The organism is Chitinophaga sp. HK235, from assembly GCF_018255755.1.
Taxonomy (GTDB): Bacteria; Bacteroidota; Bacteroidia; order Chitinophagales; family Chitinophagaceae; genus Chitinophaga.
Window position 1 is genome coordinate 4,585,120 of sequence record NZ_CP073766.1, and the last position, 21,040, is coordinate 4,606,159.

The 21,040-nt window shown below is 46.1% G+C and carries 20 protein-coding genes; 3 read left to right on the forward strand and 17 right to left on the reverse strand.

What is annotated here, in order from left to right:
• The first annotated feature begins 81 nt into the window (after positions 1 to 81).
• On the forward strand, positions 82 to 642 hold the full coding sequence (gene ruvC, locus KD145_RS16780) for a crossover junction endodeoxyribonuclease RuvC (RefSeq protein ID WP_212000064.1): 561 nt from the start codon (positions 82 to 84) through the stop codon (positions 640 to 642).
• 177 nt (positions 643 to 819) lie between these two features.
• Complete coding sequence (locus KD145_RS16785; RefSeq protein ID WP_113616568.1) at positions 820 to 1,518, forward strand: response regulator transcription factor; 699 nt, start codon at positions 820 to 822, stop codon at positions 1,516 to 1,518.
• A gap of 1 nt (position 1,519) precedes the next feature.
• On the opposite strand, the gene KD145_RS16790 is transcribed toward KD145_RS16785, so the two are convergent.
• From KD145_RS16790 to rsmA, 4 genes are all read right to left on the reverse strand, one after another.
• Positions 1,520 to 1,909 (reverse strand): HIT family protein, encoded by a 390-nt coding sequence (locus KD145_RS16790; RefSeq protein WP_212000065.1) that lies wholly within the window; start codon positions 1,907 to 1,909, stop codon positions 1,520 to 1,522.
• Between the two features lie 74 nt (positions 1,910 to 1,983).
• Positions 1,984 to 2,457 carry a transcription elongation factor GreA gene (gene greA, locus KD145_RS16795; RefSeq protein WP_212000066.1) on the reverse strand — a complete coding sequence of 158 codons (474 nt, stop codon included), beginning with the start codon at positions 2,455 to 2,457 and terminating at the stop codon, positions 1,984 to 1,986.
• Positions 2,458 to 2,640: 183 nt separating this feature from the next.
• Positions 2,641 to 3,570 carry an NAD(P)-dependent oxidoreductase gene (locus tag KD145_RS16800; protein WP_212000067.1) on the reverse strand — a complete coding sequence of 310 codons (930 nt, stop codon included), beginning with the start codon at positions 3,568 to 3,570 and terminating at the stop codon, positions 2,641 to 2,643.
• A complete protein-coding gene (gene rsmA / locus KD145_RS16805) occupies positions 3,567 to 4,319 on the reverse strand; it encodes a 16S rRNA (adenine(1518)-N(6)/adenine(1519)-N(6))-dimethyltransferase RsmA (protein ID WP_212000070.1) in 753 nt (250 codons plus the stop codon). The genes KD145_RS16800 and rsmA overlap by 4 nt, the downstream gene beginning before the upstream one ends.
• On the opposite strand from rsmA, the gene pdxA reads away from it, so the two are divergent.
• Positions 4,318 to 5,460, forward strand: coding sequence for a 4-hydroxythreonine-4-phosphate dehydrogenase PdxA (gene pdxA, locus KD145_RS16810; RefSeq protein WP_249219403.1), 1,143 nt, complete (start codon positions 4,318 to 4,320; stop codon positions 5,458 to 5,460). The genes rsmA and pdxA overlap by 2 nt on opposite strands.
• 5 nt (positions 5,461 to 5,465) lie before the next feature.
• Here pdxA and KD145_RS16815 read toward each other — a convergent pair whose 3' ends face one another.
• The 13 genes from KD145_RS16815 to KD145_RS16875 all read right to left on the reverse strand — a co-directional run bounded on the left by KD145_RS16815 (position 5,466) and on the right by KD145_RS16875 (position 20,982).
• Positions 5,466 to 5,768, reverse strand: a complete 303-nt coding sequence (locus KD145_RS16815; protein ID WP_212000078.1) for a transcriptional regulator — start codon at positions 5,766 to 5,768, stop codon at positions 5,466 to 5,468.
• A 127-nt stretch (positions 5,769 to 5,895) separates the two neighbouring features.
• Positions 5,896 to 6,543 (reverse strand): hypothetical protein, encoded by a 648-nt coding sequence (locus tag KD145_RS16820; protein WP_212000080.1) that lies wholly within the window; start codon positions 6,541 to 6,543, stop codon positions 5,896 to 5,898.
• A 12-nt stretch (positions 6,544 to 6,555) separates the two neighbouring features.
• The gene (locus KD145_RS16825) at positions 6,556 to 8,712 is read right to left on the reverse strand and encodes a TonB-dependent receptor (protein WP_212000082.1); all 2,157 of its coding nucleotides are present in this window, start codon (positions 8,710 to 8,712) and stop codon (positions 6,556 to 6,558) included.
• 103 nt (positions 8,713 to 8,815) lie between these two features.
• Positions 8,816 to 10,513 (reverse strand): lipopolysaccharide assembly protein LapB, encoded by a 1,698-nt coding sequence (locus KD145_RS16830; protein ID WP_212000084.1) that lies wholly within the window; start codon positions 10,511 to 10,513, stop codon positions 8,816 to 8,818.
• 11 nt (positions 10,514 to 10,524) lie between these two features.
• Positions 10,525 to 11,526, reverse strand: a complete 1,002-nt coding sequence (locus KD145_RS16835) for a type IX secretion system membrane protein PorP/SprF (protein ID WP_212000085.1) — start codon at positions 11,524 to 11,526, stop codon at positions 10,525 to 10,527.
• Positions 11,527 to 11,645: 119 nt separating this feature from the next.
• Positions 11,646 to 11,888, reverse strand: coding sequence for a hypothetical protein (locus KD145_RS16840; protein ID WP_212000086.1), 243 nt, complete (start codon positions 11,886 to 11,888; stop codon positions 11,646 to 11,648).
• A gap of 369 nt (positions 11,889 to 12,257) precedes the next feature.
• The gene (atpA, locus tag KD145_RS16845) at positions 12,258 to 13,835 is read right to left on the reverse strand and encodes a F0F1 ATP synthase subunit alpha (RefSeq protein ID WP_212000088.1); all 1,578 of its coding nucleotides are present in this window, start codon (positions 13,833 to 13,835) and stop codon (positions 12,258 to 12,260) included.
• Positions 13,836 to 13,917: 82 nt separating this feature from the next.
• Positions 13,918 to 14,478, reverse strand: a complete 561-nt coding sequence (atpH, locus tag KD145_RS16850; RefSeq protein WP_212000090.1) for an ATP synthase F1 subunit delta — start codon at positions 14,476 to 14,478, stop codon at positions 13,918 to 13,920.
• Positions 14,479 to 14,538: 60 nt separating this feature from the next.
• Positions 14,539 to 15,033, reverse strand: a complete 495-nt coding sequence (gene atpF, locus KD145_RS16855; protein ID WP_212000092.1) for a F0F1 ATP synthase subunit B — start codon at positions 15,031 to 15,033, stop codon at positions 14,539 to 14,541.
• Positions 15,034 to 15,178: 145 nt separating this feature from the next.
• Entirely contained in the window at positions 15,179 to 15,436 is a 258-nt protein-coding gene (gene atpE / locus KD145_RS16860; RefSeq protein WP_113616543.1) for an ATP synthase F0 subunit C, read from the reverse strand.
• Between the two features lie 37 nt (positions 15,437 to 15,473).
• Complete coding sequence (gene atpB, locus KD145_RS16865; protein ID WP_249219405.1) at positions 15,474 to 16,595, reverse strand: F0F1 ATP synthase subunit A; 1,122 nt, start codon at positions 16,593 to 16,595, stop codon at positions 15,474 to 15,476.
• A gap of 265 nt (positions 16,596 to 16,860) precedes the next feature.
• Positions 16,861 to 18,621: an ABC transporter ATP-binding protein gene (locus tag KD145_RS16870; RefSeq protein WP_212000096.1), complete on the reverse strand. Its 1,761-nt coding sequence runs from the start codon at positions 18,619 to 18,621 to the stop codon at positions 16,861 to 16,863.
• 156 nt (positions 18,622 to 18,777) lie between these two features.
• A complete protein-coding gene (locus KD145_RS16875) occupies positions 18,778 to 20,982 on the reverse strand; it encodes a hypothetical protein (protein ID WP_212000098.1) in 2,205 nt (734 codons plus the stop codon).
• Positions 20,983 to 21,040: the final 58 nt, after the last annotated feature.

Sequence of the window (21,040 nt, forward strand, 5' to 3'; positions counted from 1 at the left end):
AGCCCTGCTCCTAATAAGTAATTGAGAATTATTTTGGTACTTTTGTTCAGATATCAAGATTTTTGCAAAAATATACTGTGGTTGGCAAACAAGGCAAAAATAATTCTCGGCATTGACCCCGGTACCCTGGTGATGGGATATGGACTGATTAGAGTGGAAGGTAAAAAAGCCAGTCTGATAGATATGAACGTTCTGAAATTATCCCGGTTGAAAGACCACTATGAACGCTTACAACTGATTCACGCCCGCGTTAATGAACTAATCCAGGAATACAAACCGACCTGCTTTGCGATCGAAGCACCCTTTTTCGGGAAAAACGTACAGAGTATGCTCAAGCTGGGCAGAGCGCAGGGAGTGGCTATTGCCACCGCCATGCAGGCTGGCCTGACGGTAGCAGAATATTCGCCCAAAAAGGTAAAACAATCCGTTACCGGCAATGGTAATTCCGATAAGGAACAAGTATGGCTGATGCTGCAGCGTATTCTCAGTATCAAAGAACGGCCTGACTACCTGGATGCTACTGATGCCCTGGCCGTAGCGGTTTGTCACTTCTATCAGGAAAGCAGTCCGCTCGCAGCCGTGAGTAAATCCAAAGGATGGGAACAGTTTTTACAAAAACACCCTGAAAGGATTTCACGGTAACGAAAAGCTTATTTCATAAATTCGTAAAATGTAGTTACTTTGTTTGAAAATGTTCATCCTGAATAATGGCTAACCCGGTGATAACCGGAAAATTAGCATCACTATGAAAAATGACCATCATTTGTTAAGCATGAATAGTGCAACAAGCTTTTTTATATTAATCAGCATCAGGCAGATATGAAAGCAAGAATCCTATTGGTGGAAGATGATGAATATATTGGTGCAGTTACAAAGAAGCGGTTGGAAGAAGCGGGCTACGATGTTGTGCACAGTATAGACGGCCAGGCCGCGTGGGAACAGTTTCAGTTACGCACTTTCGATATTTGTTTGCTGGATGTGGTAATGCCTAAAAAAGACGGCCTCACACTGGCGCAACAGATCCGCACTGTCAATGACCATATTCCCATCCTGTTCCTGACTTCCAAAAATGAAAAGGAAGACCGGATCGCCGGACTACGCACCGGTGCAGATGACTATATCAGTAAACCATTCAGCATGCAGGAACTGATCCTGCGTATCGAAGTGTTCCTGAAAAGAACCAGAAGCCAGATTGCCAAAAGAAGTACCACCTTTGCCATCGGGAAACTGATGTTTGACTATGAAGATCTTCGCCTCTACAACGAGTCAGGAGAAATATCCATTTCCCTTACCCAGAAAGAAGCCGAATTACTCAGATACCTGTGCGAAAACCCTAATAAAACACTCAAAAGAGAAGATATTCTTTCGCATGTATGGGGTAAAGACGACTACTTCCTGGGCCGGAGCATGGACGTTTTTGTGACCAAACTCAGAAAACATTTTAAGTCTGATCCGCATGTTAAACTGGAAACACTCCACGGTGTAGGTTTCCGATTCAATATCCCTGTGAAGTCATAAACTACAGCTGCGCCACTATCTGTTCCTGGATCACTTTAAACTCCTCCTCTGACAGTTTCAGCTTGCCGCGCGAAAAATTCATGTCATCTACAGAATTGATCGGAATAAGGTGCATATGTGCATGAGGCACTTCAAGGCCTACCACGCTCACACCCACCCGGTTACAGGGCACCACCCGCTCTATTGCCTTCGCAATAGGTTTGGCAAATAACAACCACTCCCTCATCAAATCATCAGATACGTCAAAAAACTTGTCCGTTTCCACTTTGGGGATCACCAGCGTATGTCCCTTCATCAAAGGGAAAATATCCAGAAAAGCATAAAAGTGCTCATTCTCTGCAATCTTGTAGCTGGGTATCTCTCCCCGGATAATTTTTGTGAAGATCGTCATATGTAAAGGTTTAAATAAAAAAGGGGTAGCATCACTGCAACCCCTACAAATATCGTTAAAACCAGCATAAAAGATTATGCGGTGATACTGTCTATTTTAAACTTGATCACACCATTGGGTGCCTGTACACTTGCCACTTCACCTACCTGTTTGCCCAACAATCCTTTTCCGATAGGAGAAGTAACAGAAATCTTACCTGCCTTCAGGTCGGCCTCGGTTTCAGAAACCAGCTGGTAAGTAACCGTTTTCTTGTTGGCCATGTTTGTTATTGTCACTTTACATAATATAGATACTTTGGATGTATCGATCGCATCTGCACTCACAATACGGGAAGTGGCAATAGCCGATTCCAGCGTTGCTATTTTGGCTTCGTGTAAACCTTGCGCTTCTTTGGCGGCATCATATTCGGCATTTTCCTTCAAGTCCCCCTTCTCACGCGCCTCCGAAATGGCACGTGCTATTTCAGCACGACCCTTGGTTTTGAGGATATTAAGCTCACTCATCATTTGATCCAGGGTTTCTTTCGTAACGTAGTTTATGCCAGACATAACCTTCTTGTTTTTTTATGGTTATAAGAAAAAAAAATCAACGCCTCCATTTGCACAGAAGCGTTGTTTACTGGTTATTGCAAATATAATAAATTTTGGATAAAGAAAAACATAGCACCTTTCCGAATTAAAACAATTGAAAATCAATGATTTAATTCGGAATCGCAAATCCAGGGATGGGATTTACAGGATATTTAGTTTTTCCAGCACGATACGTGCCATCTTAATGCTTGCCTCATGGGAATAACCTGCTATATGCGGCGTTACCACTACATTTTTAGCCTTCAACAGCCAGGCCAGCTGTTCCTTCTCCTCCGGAGAATAACTGCCCAGCTTTTCATTTTCCAGTACGTCCAGGCAGGCCCCGCCAATAATGCCCTGCTCCAGGGCTGCAATCAGGTCAGGCGTATTCACCAGCTTACCCCTGGCCGTGTTCATAAACCAAACCGGTTTATCGAAAGACCGGAAAAAATCTGCATTGGCAATATGCCGGGTTTCTTCCGTCAACGGCAGATGCAAACTCACCACATCGGCGTTGTGAAAAATATCAGCCATGGTGGCTTCTTTCACATCAGTAGTACCAAAACCTTTCTGGTACTTGTCGTAAGCCAGGATATTCACATCAAAACCTTTCAGTTTACGGGCAAAGGCACTACCGGTATTACCGTAGCCGATAATACCTACTGTACGACCATTGAGCTCATAACCCCGGTTACCATCGCGTTCCCAGATACCTTCCCGCAGTTCCAGGCTACTCTTCAGCAGGTTGTTGAGTAGGCAGAGCAACATTCCCACGGCCTGTTCACCTACCGCATCACGGTTGCCTTCCGGACTGCTGACACAACGAATACCCTTGCTTTCGGCATAGGATACGTCAATCAGCTCCATACCAGAACCCAGGCGGCCTATCCATTCCAGCTGCCGTGCATGGTCTAAAATATGCTTATCCACCTTGATACGGGTGGTCACGATCAGCCCTATACAATCTTTAATAGCACTGTACACTTCGTCATAGGAAATGGAAGGCTCATATACAACCTCAAAGCCCTTGTTCTGCAACTGGTCTGTTAAGTATGGGTGTACTCTGGCGGTAATTAATACTTTTCTGCTCATATCATCTTATGGGATAATGCTGCAAAATCAGCAACAGTCAACTCTTCGGCCCGCTTAGTGAAAATGGGGTCCTGCAAAGTTTCCTTATCGAATAATGGTTTCAGCGGATTACGAAGCTGCTTGCGGCGTTGGTTGAAAGCTGTTTTCACCAGCACCTTGAACTTCCGTTCAGAGGCGATGTCTGCCGGCTGCTCCAGCCGGGTAAGCCGGATCACGGCCGATTTCACCTTGGGAGGCGGGTTGAAGCAGTTTTCATGCACCTCGAACAGATATTCTACCTTGTAAAAAGCCTGTATCAGCACACTCAGGATACCATATTCCTTGCTGCCATGCGCCGAAGCGATACGGGCGGCCACTTCCTTCTGGAACATCCCTACCGCCACATCCACATGATCCCGCCATTCGAGCAGCTTAAACATGATCTGCGTAGAGATGTTGTAAGGGAAATTGCCGATCAGACGAAACTGCCCTTCAAAAGGCAGCGCGGCATCCAGAATGCTTTCATTCACCAGCTTGCCACGGATGGCAGGAAAGGTTTTCTCAAGATATTCCACCTTCTCCCTGTCCAGCTCCACTGCCTTAAAATGAATATCGGGCAGCTGCAACAGGTACTTGGTAATTGCCCCGCCACCAGGGCCCACTTCCAGCACTTGCTGGCCTTCAACTACAGGTAAGGACTCCACAATTTGCCTGCACATGTTCTCATCTGTGAGGAAATGCTGTCCCAGCGATTTTTTTAATGTATACATGCGTAGGAGCAAAGATAACCCGTTTATGCCAAAAGTGCTGGAAACTGGCTATATTTGCCTTTCATTGGAGGCAATCAGTATGAGCAATTCACAGATCAACAAACCGGTTATCGGCATCACTATTGGTGATATCAACAGCATTGGCGCAGAAATCATCATCAAAACATTTCTGGATAACAGAATGATGGAATTCTGCACTCCGGTCATTTTCGCATCTAACAAAACCATCAACTTCTACCGGAAGCTGATGAATGAAAATAGCTTCAACTATCAGTCTATCAAGGATTTCACCCGTCTGAACCATAAACAGGTGAATGTGTACAACTGCTGGGAAGAAGAGGTGCAGATCACCCCCGGTATACTGAACGAAGCCGGAGGCAAATATGCCGCCCGCGCCCTCGAAGTAGCCATCCAATGCCTGAAAGACGGTCATATACAAGGTCTGGTGACTGCCCCCATCCATAAAAACAATATACAAAGCGAGCAATTTAACTATACCGGTCATACTCCCTACCTCAAAGCTGCCTTCAATGCTAAAGATGTACTGATGTTTATGACCGCGGATAACATGCGCGTTGGCCTCCTCACCGAGCATGTACCCCTGGCGGACGTATCCAAATATGTGACCAAAGAAAACATCCTGGCCAAGTTACAACTGATGAAAGAAAGCCTGGTAAAGGATTTCGGAATAGATAAACCTCGTATTGCCATCCTGGGGCTCAACCCTCATGCGGGTGATGAAGGACTGATTGGGAAAGAAGAAATAGAACAGATCATTCCGGCCATCCGCCACGCTAAAGGCAATGGTACCCTCTGCTTTGGTCCTTACAGTGCGGATGCTTTTTTTGCCCGGGAAATGTATCTCAAATTTGACGGCGTACTGGCCATGTATCACGATCAGGGCCTGATACCCTTTAAATCCCTCGCCAGCGGAGAAGGTATCAACTATACTGCCGGCCTGGGTATTGTACGTACTTCGCCCGACCACGGTACCGCCTTCGATATCGCGGGTAAAAACGTGGCAGATCCCAGCTCCTTCAGACAGGCCATCTTTACCTGCCTCGACATACTGGAACAACGGGAACGTTATGCAGAGAACACCAGAAATCCGTTAAAGAAAACGGAACTGGCCTCCGAATAAAACGGTCAGCCTCCCGACTTGTTAATCTTCAGATAAGACTGTATAGAACTGACATAGTTCTCAAACGCCTTTCTGCCGGCGGCCGTTATCTTACAAACGGTCTGCGGATAATTATCCTTGAACTGCTTGATCACTTCTATATAGGAAGCATCCCGCAATTTATTGATCTGTACACTCAGATTACCGGCTGTTGCATTCGTTTTCTCTTTCAGCAAAGTAAACTCCGCTTCCTTTTCACTCAACAAAACGTTCATAATTGCCAGTCGCAACTGTGAGTGTAACACCGGGTCCAGATCCTTAAAATCCATGATCTCAGAATATTAGTTAGCATTCAATTAGTTCGCAACACAAAGGAGCAAAGATAACAAAGTGCCCGTAGTGAAAGGTCCTGGACCCTTCACTACTTTGCGTGCTTTGCTCCTTTGTGTAAAAATCTTATTGGGCTTTGCTCAGCAGCTCTTTTGCATAAGGCTCACCCCAATGAGGAGCGATGGCGCTGTCTGATTTGAAAGCAGCATATTTCTGCATGGCTGTCTCCAACATGGTTTTAGCCTTGGTTTTACTGCCACCGAACTGCTCAGGAGTAAACAGCAGTGATTGCCCCAGCAGCAGGTATACTCTCGGATTTTCAGGATTATAGGTTTTGGCCAGCTCAATCTGTTGTCCGGCTTCCATACCATATTTCATCCCTCTGGAGGCAGGGTCTACCATCAGCCGTGCAGAAGCTACCAGTGAACGAACACAGGCTATTTCGGAGTTTTTGGAACTCAGCGCCTCAGCCTTGTCCAGGTTGACAGAAGCTTTGTCGGCCAGCTCATCTGTTTTGGTCTTATCCTGGCTTACAAAACACATCATTACCTGACAGTAGGCAGCGTAATAGTAAGGCAACCATTGTGTTTTTTCTACTTCAGCGATACGCTCAAAGGTATTGGCTTTGGCCAGCAGTGCCTCCGAATCAAAGGTGCGGCTGCTATCGAGATCGCCGGTCTGTTTTAACATGGCATCCTGGTATTGGGCAGATTGCGCGACAGCGGCCGTTGCCAGCCCACTGATCAGAAAAAGGGAAAGAAATAAGCGTTTCATATGTGTTTGGAATTAAAAGTTATTAATGACATCCTGTCTTCTGTCCGTTCCGATGCTCATGAACATGCCAATATAAACAAACCGCGGCACGTTGGGCGTGATTTCTCCGCGACGCAGCCCATCACTGGAATAACGGTAGCCGAATACCTGTTTATTGGCCGGCGCATTGCTGACAGATAATACAAAAACGGTAAACGCCTTGCGGATAGTGGTAAGGTAACTGACGCTCACCCCCAATGCATGATAATCAATGGTTTTCTCGGACATAAACTTGTCTGCCGGCAGGTTGGGATTAAAGTAAGGCCGGCCAGTGGCGAAAGTATAGGTAAATCCAAGGTTCGTGGCCAGTTTCGGAAAGAAGTGCTTGTATACCAGACTGGCCGTATGTGTGGCCGCAAAATCAGGCTGTACCTCTTTGGGGAAGTTCAGGTAATTCCTTTTTGTATCGAGATAGGAATAAGATATCCAATAATCCACGTTCTTAAACGTTTTCCGGTCACGCCAGAAAATTTCCACGCCCTGCGCATAGCCATTACCGTTATTATTGTAATCCGGTACTGTTTTTACCAGGTCAGTGTATTTTTTATAAAAGAGCTCTGTACGGAAGGTATAATCAGAGGCCACCCGCTGGAAACTGGCAATATAATGCGTGGCTTTCATATAGCCGAGCCCGTGGTTGAAGCGGATATACTGAGGCTCTGGCTTCTGATAATAATCACCATAGGCAACAGAAAACTGGCTGAAGGTATTCACCTTGTAAGCAAGCGACAAGCGGGGAGCAATGTTCATCCTCGCCAGTACAGAAGAGTATTCTGCCCGCCCGCCAACACGGCCAACAAAAGAGGGCGTGAAGTAAATATCTGCCTCCGTAAAACCTGCGATATAATTGTCGGCATAATTATACGGCATCTGGTTAAAGGAAAATTTCTCTGTAGCATATTGATATTCACCACCCAGCCGCAACGCGGAAAACCGTCCCAAATTGCGAGTAAACATCATACGTGACTGGCTGAGCGTGGACTGTATCCTTATAGCTGTTGGCAACGGTGCTTTGATCAGTGTATCTGTATTGATATTGTCTGAATTGGTACTGAAAGAGGCGCCGATATACAGTCGCCAGTCACGACCCAGGCTTTCCCGATAGGTCATATTCGTATAGATATTGCCGTTACGAACCTTATAAGATTCTGTATCACCGGGGTATTCAATACTGGGAGAACTAAAACCCAGCTTACCCCAGTTGCCGTAACCATAAAACTTCAGCAAACCGGTAGAAGAGGTTTTCCGTCTGAAATTCACCGAAGTACCAATGAACTCCGGTCCCAGATTGGGTGTCTGTCTGGGCTTTACTACATTATAATAGGGAGATAGATTGGTATAGTCCCCTTCCAGGCCCCAGGATGTTTTTTTGTCTTTGGAAAGATTTTCCATTCCTCCACTGAAGCCGATAACGGAAACGCCTATACTCGCGGAAGAACGTTGCGGCAGATCTGTGGATTCCAGCGCCAACGCAGAAGACAGCGCCTGGCCATACTGGGCGGAATAACCACCACTGCTGAAAGTGGTCCCTTTAAAGAGAAACGGCGAGAAACGCCCACGTCCCGGGACATCCGGCGTAGTGGAGGAAAAAGGATTCCGTACCAGCATTCCATCAATCAATGTCTGGGTTTCGTATCCTGTACCTCCTCTTACAAAAAGCCCTTCGCGGTCGTTGGTCTGTTGCGCTCCCGGCAATGTTTTGATTGCATTGACAATATCAGCACCGGCACCAGCCGTGGTAACAATATCCAGGGGTTTCAGCACTGTGCCCTTTTTATCATCACTGGCTTCAAAACTGCCAGCCGAAATAGTTACCAGCCGCAGGGCATTCACCTCATTCCTCAATATAACAGATAACTGCCCGGCATTGTCGGTACTGATTTTTATTTCCAGCAGCTGATAACCCGTCAATACCGCTGTCAATACCTGATCTCCACTGGCATCAGTAGTAAAGGAAAAACTGCCGTCAGCCTTGCTGGTAGCGCCGTCGTAAGTGCCTTTGATGGATATATTTACACCCGGTAACGGATGCTTTTTACTGTCTGTCACTTTACCGCTGATCTTATGTTGCGCCAGCAATGCCAACGGTAAAAAAATAAATAGGGATAGATAGAGGTTGACCTTCAACATACTTTTTGGAGTTAGGCAGGCCCGAAGGTAAACTAGTTTATACTATAAACAAAATAAGAAAAGAAAAAGTTTATATAATAATGATTATCAATATTATATAAATTTATCTCCGATGTCTCTTGCTCCTGGGTGTAGGATGCCCCTTTTTATGTTTGGGAACATGTTTGGAAGGATGTTTACGCACTTTTTTCTTGATAACAGGTTTGCCGCTGGTTTCCGGACAGATCGTTTTATACACCGGCTCTGATCCGGTCATATTATGGGTATCAAAAGCCAGGCTTTCTACATGGTCAGGGTAGTGTACCCGGATAATATATTCTGCATTGGGTTCCAGCTTAGCTGTTATCTTTTCAGATGGAGCGGCAATCATATAACACCAGCCCATATCACGGGTTTTATTATACAGATATACACAGGTGTTGGTATAGGTGCAGATATCTACGGTAAGGGGTATACGTAATAGCGGAACAGGTAGTGGTTGTAGTTCAGGCAGGGCTGGCGGCAGGCTAAAGCTATAGATATCATCGCCTCCCATACCTCCTGGCCTGTTGGAGGAAATAAAGCCCTCATGCAAAGTTTGCGGCACATAACAAAAGTCATCACCGCTGGAATTAAATGGTAGCATCAGGTTGACAGGCACCGTCCAATCGCTTCTGTTACCGGTGGTAGCAAATACATCATAGCCACCAAGGCCAGGCAGGCCTTTACTGGCATAATACAGCATTTCATGAGAGCCCGCTACCGGAAACGCTTCATCATCTGTTGTATTGATTACGCGTCCGCAGTTCCGGGGCTGGCCCCAGGTGTTGTCGTCCTGTTTTTCGCAATACCATATATCCGTTCCGCCGGTGCCACCAGGCATATCGGAGGTGAAGTACAGGATATTGCCGGACTCGTTCAATGCAGCATGCCCCAGCGAGTAGTCGTTGCTGTTATAAGGGAAAGCCACAGGAGGCTGCCACCGGTTGTTTTTACGGACAAAGACGAGCAGTCTGAGCTGACGGGTACCATACACCGGTTTTTCCTTTTTATCGTATGCCACTTTCCTGGCCGGATCTGTCACGGTAACATAGGCGGTGTCACCAGCTGGTGCAAAACATACAGGTCCTACATGGAAGGGATAGTTGTTGATAAAAGCGGAAAAGTCTTTTACATAACCAATACCGCTCCGGGTATCTTCCGCTTCATACAGTTTTCCATAACCGGCATTGTTACGCCCATAACGGCGCCGGGTTCCTTTGATATACCAGATATTCTTGCGGACACTGTCAGACACAAATACAACACGATTCCCATACCAGGAGCTTCCCCAGTCATTTTTCCCGGTATTAATGCCGGTTTCATTTTTTAATGGAATGGGTGCTGGACTGGCTGCCCATTTTATGGCAGAATCGCATCCTGCGATACGGGACGCGACCCGCTGCTGGTCAGGGTATTGCTGATATTGCCTTTTAGCGTCTTCATATTGTCCCAGACATTTGAGCATATCTGCATAATGCAGGCGGGCTTCGGCATCGTTGGGGTTTTCCTGCAACAATTGCCCATACCAATAGGTAGCTTTATCGTACTGGTTGAACAGTCGGTAAGAGTCTGCCAGTTTTTCCTTGATCTCATGTGCATGTCTGCGTCCTTCGCGGGTGCGTAGCAGTCTTTCATAGAGGCCTGCTGCCTGTGCATATTCTTCTCTTCTGAAATGTACATCTGCCGTTTTACTGATGGCTGGCTGTTCCTGGGCTGCAGCTATGTGTGATAAGCACAGCAGTACACCTGCTTTTAAACAATTGATCAATGATTTTCTCATGCCTGCATATTTTAAAAGTACCGGGGACTCATAGTACGGGATTGATATTTTTTACTGTTGAAGAGGAAGCCTACTGAGATTTCGTGTGACCCTTGCTGATAGCTGGCCATTTTGTTGATGGTGATATCGTATGAATAACCAATACGGAGCTGTGGTGTGGCGTAAAACTCCACCAGTGCACTGGCGGCGTCCAGTTGTTCCAGATCGTTGGCCAGTGCAGGTTTGCTCCATAACTTCACCCCTGTGCGATAGGAGCCACCAATCCATAGCCTGTCGGCTATCAGTAAAAATGCGTTGATATCCAGATTTGTAGGGCCTTTAAAATCTTCCTTCACCAGCAATGATGGTTTCAGTTTGAGGTTTTCTGAAAGATTCAGCAGATAACCGGCCGTCAGATACAGATGCTGGGTCTTACGCAAAGTGCTGTAATTGTATCCACCCCAGTAGTAATTGATATTGGAGGTATACAGGGAAAACAGGTCCATGACAGAAGCACCGATATAAAACTTAGGCGTATAGTAATACACGCCAAAACGGGCGTCAGGAACTATTCTAGAGGTTTTACCCTGTGGGATAGCCTGGTCCAGGTCGTCCACAAACTTCAGTGCGGTACCATCTACGCTGTACTGGGTGATGCCTCCGCCCAGGCCAATGCACAGACGCCGGGTATCATCAGGATCGAGCGGGATGCGGTAGGAGTAAAAACCGTATGCCGACAGGTTTTCCTGAGGCCCCAGTTTATCAAACATCACCTGTGCGCCTACTCCTACTCTTTCGTCTTTGGCGTTTGTAAGGCCATCAATGGAGACACCTGCCGTTTGTGGTGCTCCCGGGAAATTAACCCACTGGTGGCGGTAAATGGCATTCAGGTACCAGTCCTGCTTGTATCCGGCGTATGCCGGGTTTACACTCAGGCCATTAAATATATACTGGCTGAACTGAACATTTTGTTGTCCGGCAGCTGTCAGTAGCCCTAAGCAGCCTAATACAAATAATAGGAGTCGCTTTGTCATATATGTGGACCATTTTATATGATTACCTGCATCATTTTATCCAGCCTTTATATGCCTTTTCCTGTCTGTTCCTGATTGTACTAACGGTGAAGTATAAACAACAAAAAGGAAACCGGTGTTCACAAAGTTGTAAATCCGGCTGTTTGGCCCTGCAGCCATCCTTTTTCTATGGTACCGGAAATAAGCAGGGCAGCACCACTCCTGGTGGTGTTGCTGATGGGGTTTCCCTCAAAATCTTCTATGCTGGTAAATTGTGTGTCGGATGTTAGTAACAGGCAGGTATATACGGGGAGCGGGGCATCTGCCCTCCTACATAACCATTTTTTTACCGCGTATACAAACAATCGTAAACATACATCCATAGACAAACTGTTTAAGATATGGTATCTCAGGCCGGGACACAAACAGTCATAGCTTCACATGCAAACCAGGGAGAAAAAAAGAATGTAAAAAGTTGTCTAAAGGGGTGGTGAGGTCATGAACGGGGCAAAAACATCAAAGTGAATTTTGGTTTATGACGTTCTCATTGTCAATCAAATATAACGTCGTCATCCCAATAAATAAAAAAAAATTATGATCAGACAATGACTAAAAGCCTGAAAACAAGTAATATGTAAATATTATTGTATTCTATGTTTTTCACAACCGAAGTGTTTATACATGAATAAATAAAGAAGCCTCTGCCAAGAACAGGCAGAGGCTTCTATTATAAAAAATAGCTAATTACGATCTTAAACGAACCTTGGTTTCAGTTCATTAGCCAGGGTCAGCATCTTTTTGATACCTTCTTCAGGCAGTTTACCGCTTTTGAATTCGGCCAGTACTTCTGGTAAGCGAACCTGCATTTCGTTCAGGAAAGCTTCTTCGAAAGCGCGAACCTGTTTAACCGGAACATCACGCAGCAGACCTTTGGTACCGAGGTAGATGATTGCGACTTGTTTTTCTACAGGCAGCGGGCTGAACTGTGCTTGTTTCAGGATTTCCACGTTACGGGCACCTTTGTCGATAACTGCTTTGGTAGCAGCGTCCAGGTCACCACCGAATTTGGAGAAGGCCTCCATTTCGCGGTATTGAGCCTGGTCGAGTTTCAGGGTACCGGATACTGATTTCATGGATTTGATCTGAGCGTTACCACCCACGCGGCTTACGGAGATACCTACGTTGATCGCAGGACGTACACCGGCGTTGAACAGGTTACCTTCCAGGAAGATCTGACCATCGGTGATGGAGATTACGTTGGTTGGGATGTATGCAGATACGTCAGATGCCTGTGTTTCGATGATCGGCAATGCAGTGAGGGAACCACCACCTTTTACCAGGTGTTTGATAGACTCAGGCAGGTCGTTCATTTGTTTTGCGATATCATCGTTGTTGATGATTTTCGCAGCACGTTCGAGCAGACGGCTATGCAGGTAGAATACGTCACCAGGATAAGCTTCACGACCAGGAGGACGTTTCAGCAGCAGGGATACCTCACGGTAAGCAACGGCCTGTTTGGACAGGTCATCGTATACGATCAGGGCTGGACGGCCGCTGTCACGGAAGAACTCACCGATAGCAGCACCGGCAAATGGAGCGTAGAACTGCAGCGGAGCTGGTTCAGATGCAGAAGCAGCAACGATTACAGTGTAAGCCATTGCACCAGCTTCCTGTAAAGTTTTCATTACACCTGCAACGGTAGATGCTTTCTGACCTACAGCCACGTATATGCAAAATACAGGTTTACCTGCTTCATAAAATTCTTTCTGGTTGATGATGGTATCGATACAGATAGCAGTTTTACCTGTCTGACGGTCACCGATTACCAGCTCACGCTGACCACGGCCGATAGGAATCATCGCGTCGATCGCTTTGATACCAGTCTGCAGCGGTTCTTTTACTGGTTCGCGGTACAGTACACCTGGTGCTTTACGCTCCAGTGGCATTTCATACAGCTGACCAGTGATAGGGCCTTTACCATCGATTGGTTCGCCCAGTGTATTTACCACGCGTCCTACCATGCCTTCGCCCACGTTGATGGAAGCGATTTTACCGGTACGACGTACTTTATCTCCTTCTTTAATGTCCTGAGATCCACCCATCAAAACCACACCTACGTTATCTTCTTCCAGGTTCAATGCAATTGCTTTTACACCATTGCTGAATTCAACCAGTTCACCATAACGCACATTACCCAAACCGTAGATGCGGGCGATACCATCACCCACCGACAATACTGTGCCTACCTCTTCGAGATCGGCAGAAGCATTGAAGTTGCTTAACTGCTGGCGTAATATCGCCGAAATTTCATCAGGTTTAATATCAACCATAATTATGATTTTAAAAAAAGTCGTTAGAAAAATTTATATAACGACAACAGCTTTGCGTGTACGCAGCGGCTGCTGTTTTTAATTAACGTATTGCGGATACGTAAATATTCTTGCTGAATTGTTTTTTGATATCGTGCAGATCACGGGCAACGGAAGCATCAAACAGATTGTCGTTGGCTTCGAGCACAAAACCACCGATCAACTCTTCATTTACAGCTGTTTCCAGTTGTACCTGCTGAGGGATCTCGCTGGCCACTTTCTGACGGATTGTTTCCAGGGTAGCGTTGTCCAGTGCTACTGCTGTAGTGATTTTTACAATACTGATGTTTTTGATAACATTGTACTGACGGGTGAATTCTACCGCCATTTCGGGCAGGCAGCTTTCACGTGTTTTATTGATCAGCAGGTTGATGAAAGCCAGGGTGGTAGCATTTACTCTACCTTCCAGGATGGCCGCCATGATCTTCTGCTTTTTATCAGCCTTGATAATCGGGCTTTTGAGCAAACTCACCACATCGCGGTTGGATTTCACCAGTTGCTGCAGGAACAGCATGTCGTTATGCACCGCTTCCAGCTGGCCCTTTTCCTGAACCAGGTCTATCAATGATTTTGCATACCTAGATGCTAAACGGGGATTCTGCATATAGCTTATAGCTTTTAGCCGTCAGCCTCCGGCAGATACCGGAGGCCAACAGTTAATATCTTAATTCAGTTTAATTTCTCCAGCCAGTTGTTTCACGTAAGATTCCTGAGCTGTTTTATCAGCCAGTTCTCTTCTCAACACTTTCTCAGCCACTTCAATCACGAGCGAACCTACCTGGTTTTTCACGTCGGTCAGAGCTGCCAGTTTTTGATTTTCAATCGCTGTATAAGCTTCGCTGATGATCTTTTTGGCTTCAGCCTGCGCCTGTGCTTTCGCCTCGCTGATGATAACATCTTTCGCGTCTTTCGCCTCTTTCAGGATTTTGCTTCTTTCAGCTTTCGCTTCAGCCAGTACATGCTCATGCTCAGCTTTCATCTGCGCCATCTCTTCCTTCACTCTTTCAGCGGAAGCAATGGAATCTGCGATAGAGCCTTCCCTTTCTTTCAAAACTGCCAGGATCGGAGTCCATGCAAATTTTTTCAGGATCAGGAATACGATGATGAAAATGACGAATGAGATAAGAAACAAGCCCAACGCGGGTATCAACAGATCCATGTTATATGAATTTTATTTATTTTGATTTGATATTTATCGGTTTCAGGAAGTGATGGAAATCAACCCATCTCTCAATAATCCAATGGCCAAATGAAAGATTACTGCATCCATTGCCCTGTGCGCCGGATGCAGTAAAAAGTTTGGCTTACAGAACTACCGCCAGCAGACCAGCGATTACACCGAAGAGGGCAACACCCTCAACCAGCGCAGCAGCCAGGATCATGTTCGCACGGATGTCGTTAGCAGCTTCTGGTTGACGAGCGATAGACTCCAGAGCGCTTTTACCAATGTTGCCCACACCGATACCAGCAGCGATAGCAGCGATACCAGCGCCTACAGCGCCACCAGCTTTAGCTAAACCAGATACTGCAGCAGCCTGCAATAAAACAGTCAAAAGTGCCATAATGAATATGTATTTGTATTTAAGAAATTACGATTGATTAGTGATGATCATCATGTCCACCTTCCATTGCCTGGCCAATAAACACGGCTGTCAGGTTGGCAAAGATAAAGGCCTGGATAAAGGCAACCAGCAACTCCAGCATCATCATTACGATGTTGAACGCAATAGTTATTGGCAGGAAGCCATAACCAGCCACCTTGCTTAAAGATCCAAAGATGAACACCAGGGAAATAATACTCAGGATGATGATGTGACCTGCCAGAATGTTGGCAAACAACCTGATTGCCAGTGATACCGGCTTGGTAACCACACCAATCAGCTCTACCGGAGCCAGGATGACCTTCACGCCCATAGGCACAGGAGGATTAAAGATATGTCCCCAGAAATGTTTGTTGGTAGAGAACATAGTAGCTATAAAGCTGATGATAGCCAGCGCAGCAGTCACAGCGATGTTACCGGTTACGTTGGCAGAACCAGGTAACAGACCCAACAGGTTGTTAATCAGAATAAAGAAGAAAATAGTCAGTATAAACGGAGTATACTTCTCTGCTTTACCAGGAATGTTTGGTTTTACCACCTCATCACGCATGAAGATGATCACCGGCTCAATCAGGCTCTGGAAGCCTTTAGGCGCTTTTTTGGCACCACGAACACGGTACGCCTTCGCTACGTTCAGCATCAGAATGATCAGCAGCACAGCCGCAATAATCATAGAGGTGATGTTTTTGGTGATGGAGAGATCGTAGATCTCCTCGCCGGTCGGCATATCGTTCGCATCTACTGCGATTACCTTGCCATCTGCATATTTAGCCGGATCCAGTCCTTTCTCATGCACGTAGTGCGCGTTTACCAGACGGTAACCGTCATGCGCTTCATGACCATGATGAAACTGGGAAGAAGAAAATACAGAAAGTCCACGTGTAGGATTATAAATAATCACAGGCAGCGGAATGGTCGCATGCGTTTCGCCTATGCTGAACAGATGCCAGTCATGTGCGTCCTTAACGTGTCCGAGAATTACTTCCTTAGCATCAAATTTTTTTGGTTCTTCAGCTACTGCATCCTGATGAGTTGCTGGCTCGGTACCGCCCTCATTATGTGCCGCATAGGAAAAATTACCAAAACTGTGAAGGCCTAAAACCATCACAAGTGCTACCATTCTATGTTTGAACTTACTGAAAGAAATCACCGTTTTCTGAAATTTTGCGCAAAGATAAACGTTTTTATCTCAAAAATTCAGCGACTATGCAAAAAACTATGGAGATATTGTATATGTATTGATAATCAGGAGTTTATATCCCTAATAAAACATTGCTGCTACCCAGGAAAAGCACCTAAAAAATGATACTTCTCTCAGCAATCTGCCATATATATTTTTTTATCATTTGTAGCACTGAAACATTACTGCAGTCTCCCCTGCTCCACTATACTTTGTTGGCATTAAACTGCATACTGTGCAGCTTGAAATAAAACCCTTCCAGCTTCAACAGCTCTTCATGGGTCCCCATCTCCTTGATCTCTCCCTTGTCCAGCACGATGATCTTATCCGCCTTACTGATGGTAGACAGCCTGTGCGCAATAATCACAGCCGTCCGGTCGGCAATCAGCTTGTCGATGGCATTTTGTATCATCATCTCTGACTCGGTGTCAACAGAAGAGGTCGCTTCATCCAGTATCAGAATCGCCGGATTGTACAACAACGCCCGCACAAAGGAAATCAGCTGTCGCTGCCCCAACGATAAGGTACTTCCCCTCTCCATCACCTGATAATCATAGCCTCCGGGCAACTGCATGATAAAATCATGTATCCCGATCAGCTTTGAAGCCTCTTCCACCTGCTCCCGCGTAATGGCACCGTTGTGCAGTGTAATGTTATCATAGATGGAACCGGAGAACAGGAACACATCCTGTAATACCACCCCGATCTTGCTGCGCAGCGCCTCCAGGGAATAGTCCGGTAATGCTATATCATCAATCTTAATACTACCCTTCTGGATTTCGTACAGCCTGTTCAGGATGCTGATAATAGTCGTCTTACCAGATCCGGTGTGCCCTACAATAGCCACCGTATCACCTGGTTTGGCCTGGAAAGTAATATCCTTCAGCACATAGCGGTCTTCTACATAAGCAAAAGAAACATGATCAAATGTAATGGCGCCCTGCATCTTGTCTGCCGGCTGATGGCCCTTGTCGGGGATATAGTCCTGGTTGTCCAGCACCTTAAATACGCGCTCGCTGGCCACCATGCCCATCTGCAGGGTGTTAAACTTATCTGCCAGCATCCGCAGCGGACGGAACAACATATTCAGGTACATGATAAAAGCAATCATCACACCCTGGGTCACTTCATAGTTCAGTACCTTGTTGGATCCCCACCATACCATCAGCCCCAGGGAAATAGCCAGGATAATTTCCACCACCGGAAAAAACACAGAGTAAGCGAAAATGGCGTCAATATTGGCTTTCCGATGTTCTTTGTTGATATGCTTAAAACGGGCAAACTCCCGCTTCTCTGATGTAAAAGCCTGTACTACCACCATACCGGTGAGGTGTTCCTGTACAAAGGCATTCAGCGCAGACACCGCATTCCTGACACGGTAAAAAGACTTGTTGACACTCTCCTTAAACACATAAGTCGCGAAAATCAATATTGGAAAAGGAGAAAGGCTGACCAGCGTCAAACGCCAGTCTGCCAAAAACATCACCACCAGGATGGCCACAATCGTCAGCAGGTCAGATACGATGGAAATAATACCTTCCGAAAACACATCATTGATGGCTTCGATATCGTTCACTGTACGAGTGGTGAGCGTACCGATCGGTGTTTTATCAAAAAATGCCAGGTTGAGGCGGATAATCTTTTTGTAGACGGTCACCCGCAGGTCTTTTACCACAGACTGTCCCAGCCAGTTGGTGAGATAAGAGAAATAAAACCTTACGACACTTTCGAGCAACAGTAAAACCATCTGTATGATGGTAACGGTGACGAGCATACGAGTCAGCTGACTGGCAATGTATTTATCTACGGTAACCTGGATCAGATAGGGTCTTAACGGGGAGATAACCGCAAAAATCACCGTCATCACCATGGACAGATATAAAGCCCGTTTATAAGGCGCCGCGAACGTGAAGATGCGTCGTAACAAACTAAAATCAAATACTTTCTTTACGGCCAGATTTTCCAAGGGATCGATGTTTAAAACTATACAACAAACCTAGTACAAAAATGCGAAAAGCTTCCTGCGATTACACGAGAGGTTTTAGCGGCAGGGCCTGCAGTACATAAAAGAAGCCCGCCAGGCAAGAGCAGGCGGGCTTCGTTATCTTTAACACAACAGGAATTACTTTTTCCCGCTGTCTTTCATAATCTGTCTGTATGCCTTGATGAAGATGGCACCCAGGTTTTTGTGCGGTGGCACATAGTCACTGAACAGCTCTTTATTACGGGCATCCGGTGCAAACTTCTTCGCCAGCTGAGCCCACATCACTACCCAGTCTACATTTTTACCAGAGCGAACTACGTCTTCCAGGCTGTGGATGATCGGTTCGTTTACAAAGCGGGTACCTACCTGTTTGGAGGAGATGATATGCGCCTCCGGTGATTTCTCCAGTACTACGGCCAGGTTATGATAACCACCACAGGAACCCAGCACTACTATCTTAGCAGAGCTTTGCAGGTTCTCCAGCGTAGTGTTGATATGATAGCTGTGTCCGCGGTGAATGAAGATGGTAGGATGAATATCGTTTTCGTCCAGGTATTCAGACAGTCGCTGGATGGCTTCCTTATCACCAGGTTCATCTATCGGCAGATTGGCGTAGATGGTGGTGGGCTTACCTTTCAGCGAAGTGATGGTTGCATAATACTTGTTCTTCACCACTTTCCAGTCGGATGACGGGAAGTTGGTCATGAAGCTGGCGAAAGACTCCTGTCCGTCTTTATCTCCATAGAAAAATACCTGCTGGAATACACGGCCACTATCGCTTTGCAGCGCGTTGTGATCTACGTAATTGATCGGAGGCAGTGAAAATTCAGCAGCGATATCGGTAGCTTTGGTAGAATCGTTTTCGCCTTTGGCAGATTCTGTTTCGAACAGGCTGCTGAGCAGCTGATAGATCACGGTACCTCTTCTGTCGCTATGTTTTTTTACATAAGCCAGGTTTTTCTTTACTTCTGCTCTCAGGAAGCTGAGCAGTTTTTCATCCCGGATACTACCGAAGGAGTTAGCCACGTCCACAGCATCTTCCAGGTCTTCTGTTTTTTCCAGGTTCTGCACATATTTCTGCATCAAGTAGTTGGCGTTTTCGGGCGCCATGGATTTCAGGAAGTTGTCCAGGGTATTGAAACCCGCTGCCATCGCGATAAATTTCTTGAAACGGTCGAAGTTGACCATCATCAGTAAACTGTCGCCGCGTGGCGGTTTCATACGTACCATCATCTGGTCGTACAAACCCGCATTGTTGTGATTGGTATAACTGGAAGTAAACAGCTCTTCCTGACCGTTGATGATCAGATAATACAGCTCTTCAGGAGTAAATTCCTTCACGATGCGGAAGCGCACATTGGCAGGTTCTTCGTGCAGGTCGTTCACCTCGCGGATATACAGCAGTGACTTGGCCTGCATATTTTCCATCATGGCCTTCATACCGTAGGTAGACAGTCCTTCATTTTTGCGTTTCTGCAGCGCGATGGTGGACTTCACCATTTGTTTGTAATACTGGTAATCGTTTGATACAATTTTCTCCAGTTTCTCCATCGTGATGTTACCTGCCATCAGCTCATCGATGAAAGGCAGGATTTTGGTGCTCTGGGAAGATTGACCGATACGGACGATCTGTTGTACGATCGGGTCCGGATTTCTTTTGATGACATTGGCCATTGGCGTATAGGAAGTAGCATAGGTTAATACCTGATTGGGGTATTTACGTGCTACGGCCGCCACGATGGAGTCAACGCCCGGGTAGTGCAGGTAGTCCTGCAGCTTGGGCATCACGGTGTCCAGATTGTTGAAGGCATATTTGGTGAATACTTCGCCTTTGGCTTCGGTATAGCCTGGGTTGTCGTGAAATATTTCGATAATACGCTCAGATCCTTCGAAAGAAAGATTTTTGATATAGGGAGCGATGCTTTTACCATTGATGTCGGCATGCATCATATCACGGTAGGCAGTAACGATAGCCGGAGCTTCTTCCGGTTCAATACGGCCTCTGGCTCTTTTAACGTTAAAGTCTCTCAGCACCGAATAGAGACCGGTGAGATATTTTACTTTCAGACGATGGTCAAGCGCTCCGTCGGCTTCTATAGATGATTGCATATCATCTACCTGCTTCATGAGGGCATTAGTCACTTGCAGATTAATCGTCTGATCCTCAGACACTTTTACAAAATCATCTGCTTTACCATCAAATTTTGCGGCAGCTGCCTGTTCCTTGTCAATGTTGTCATGTATCCCTTGTCTCGTTATAGGTATCTGTGAATGAACACTTTGTGCGTGTACCCAACTGCTTTGAGAAGCTGCGAGTAAAAGGATGAATAGAAATTTTCTCATTGTAGATGTACTTTTCACTCCGACCAAATAGCAAATTTACAACCAATTTATCATAGCT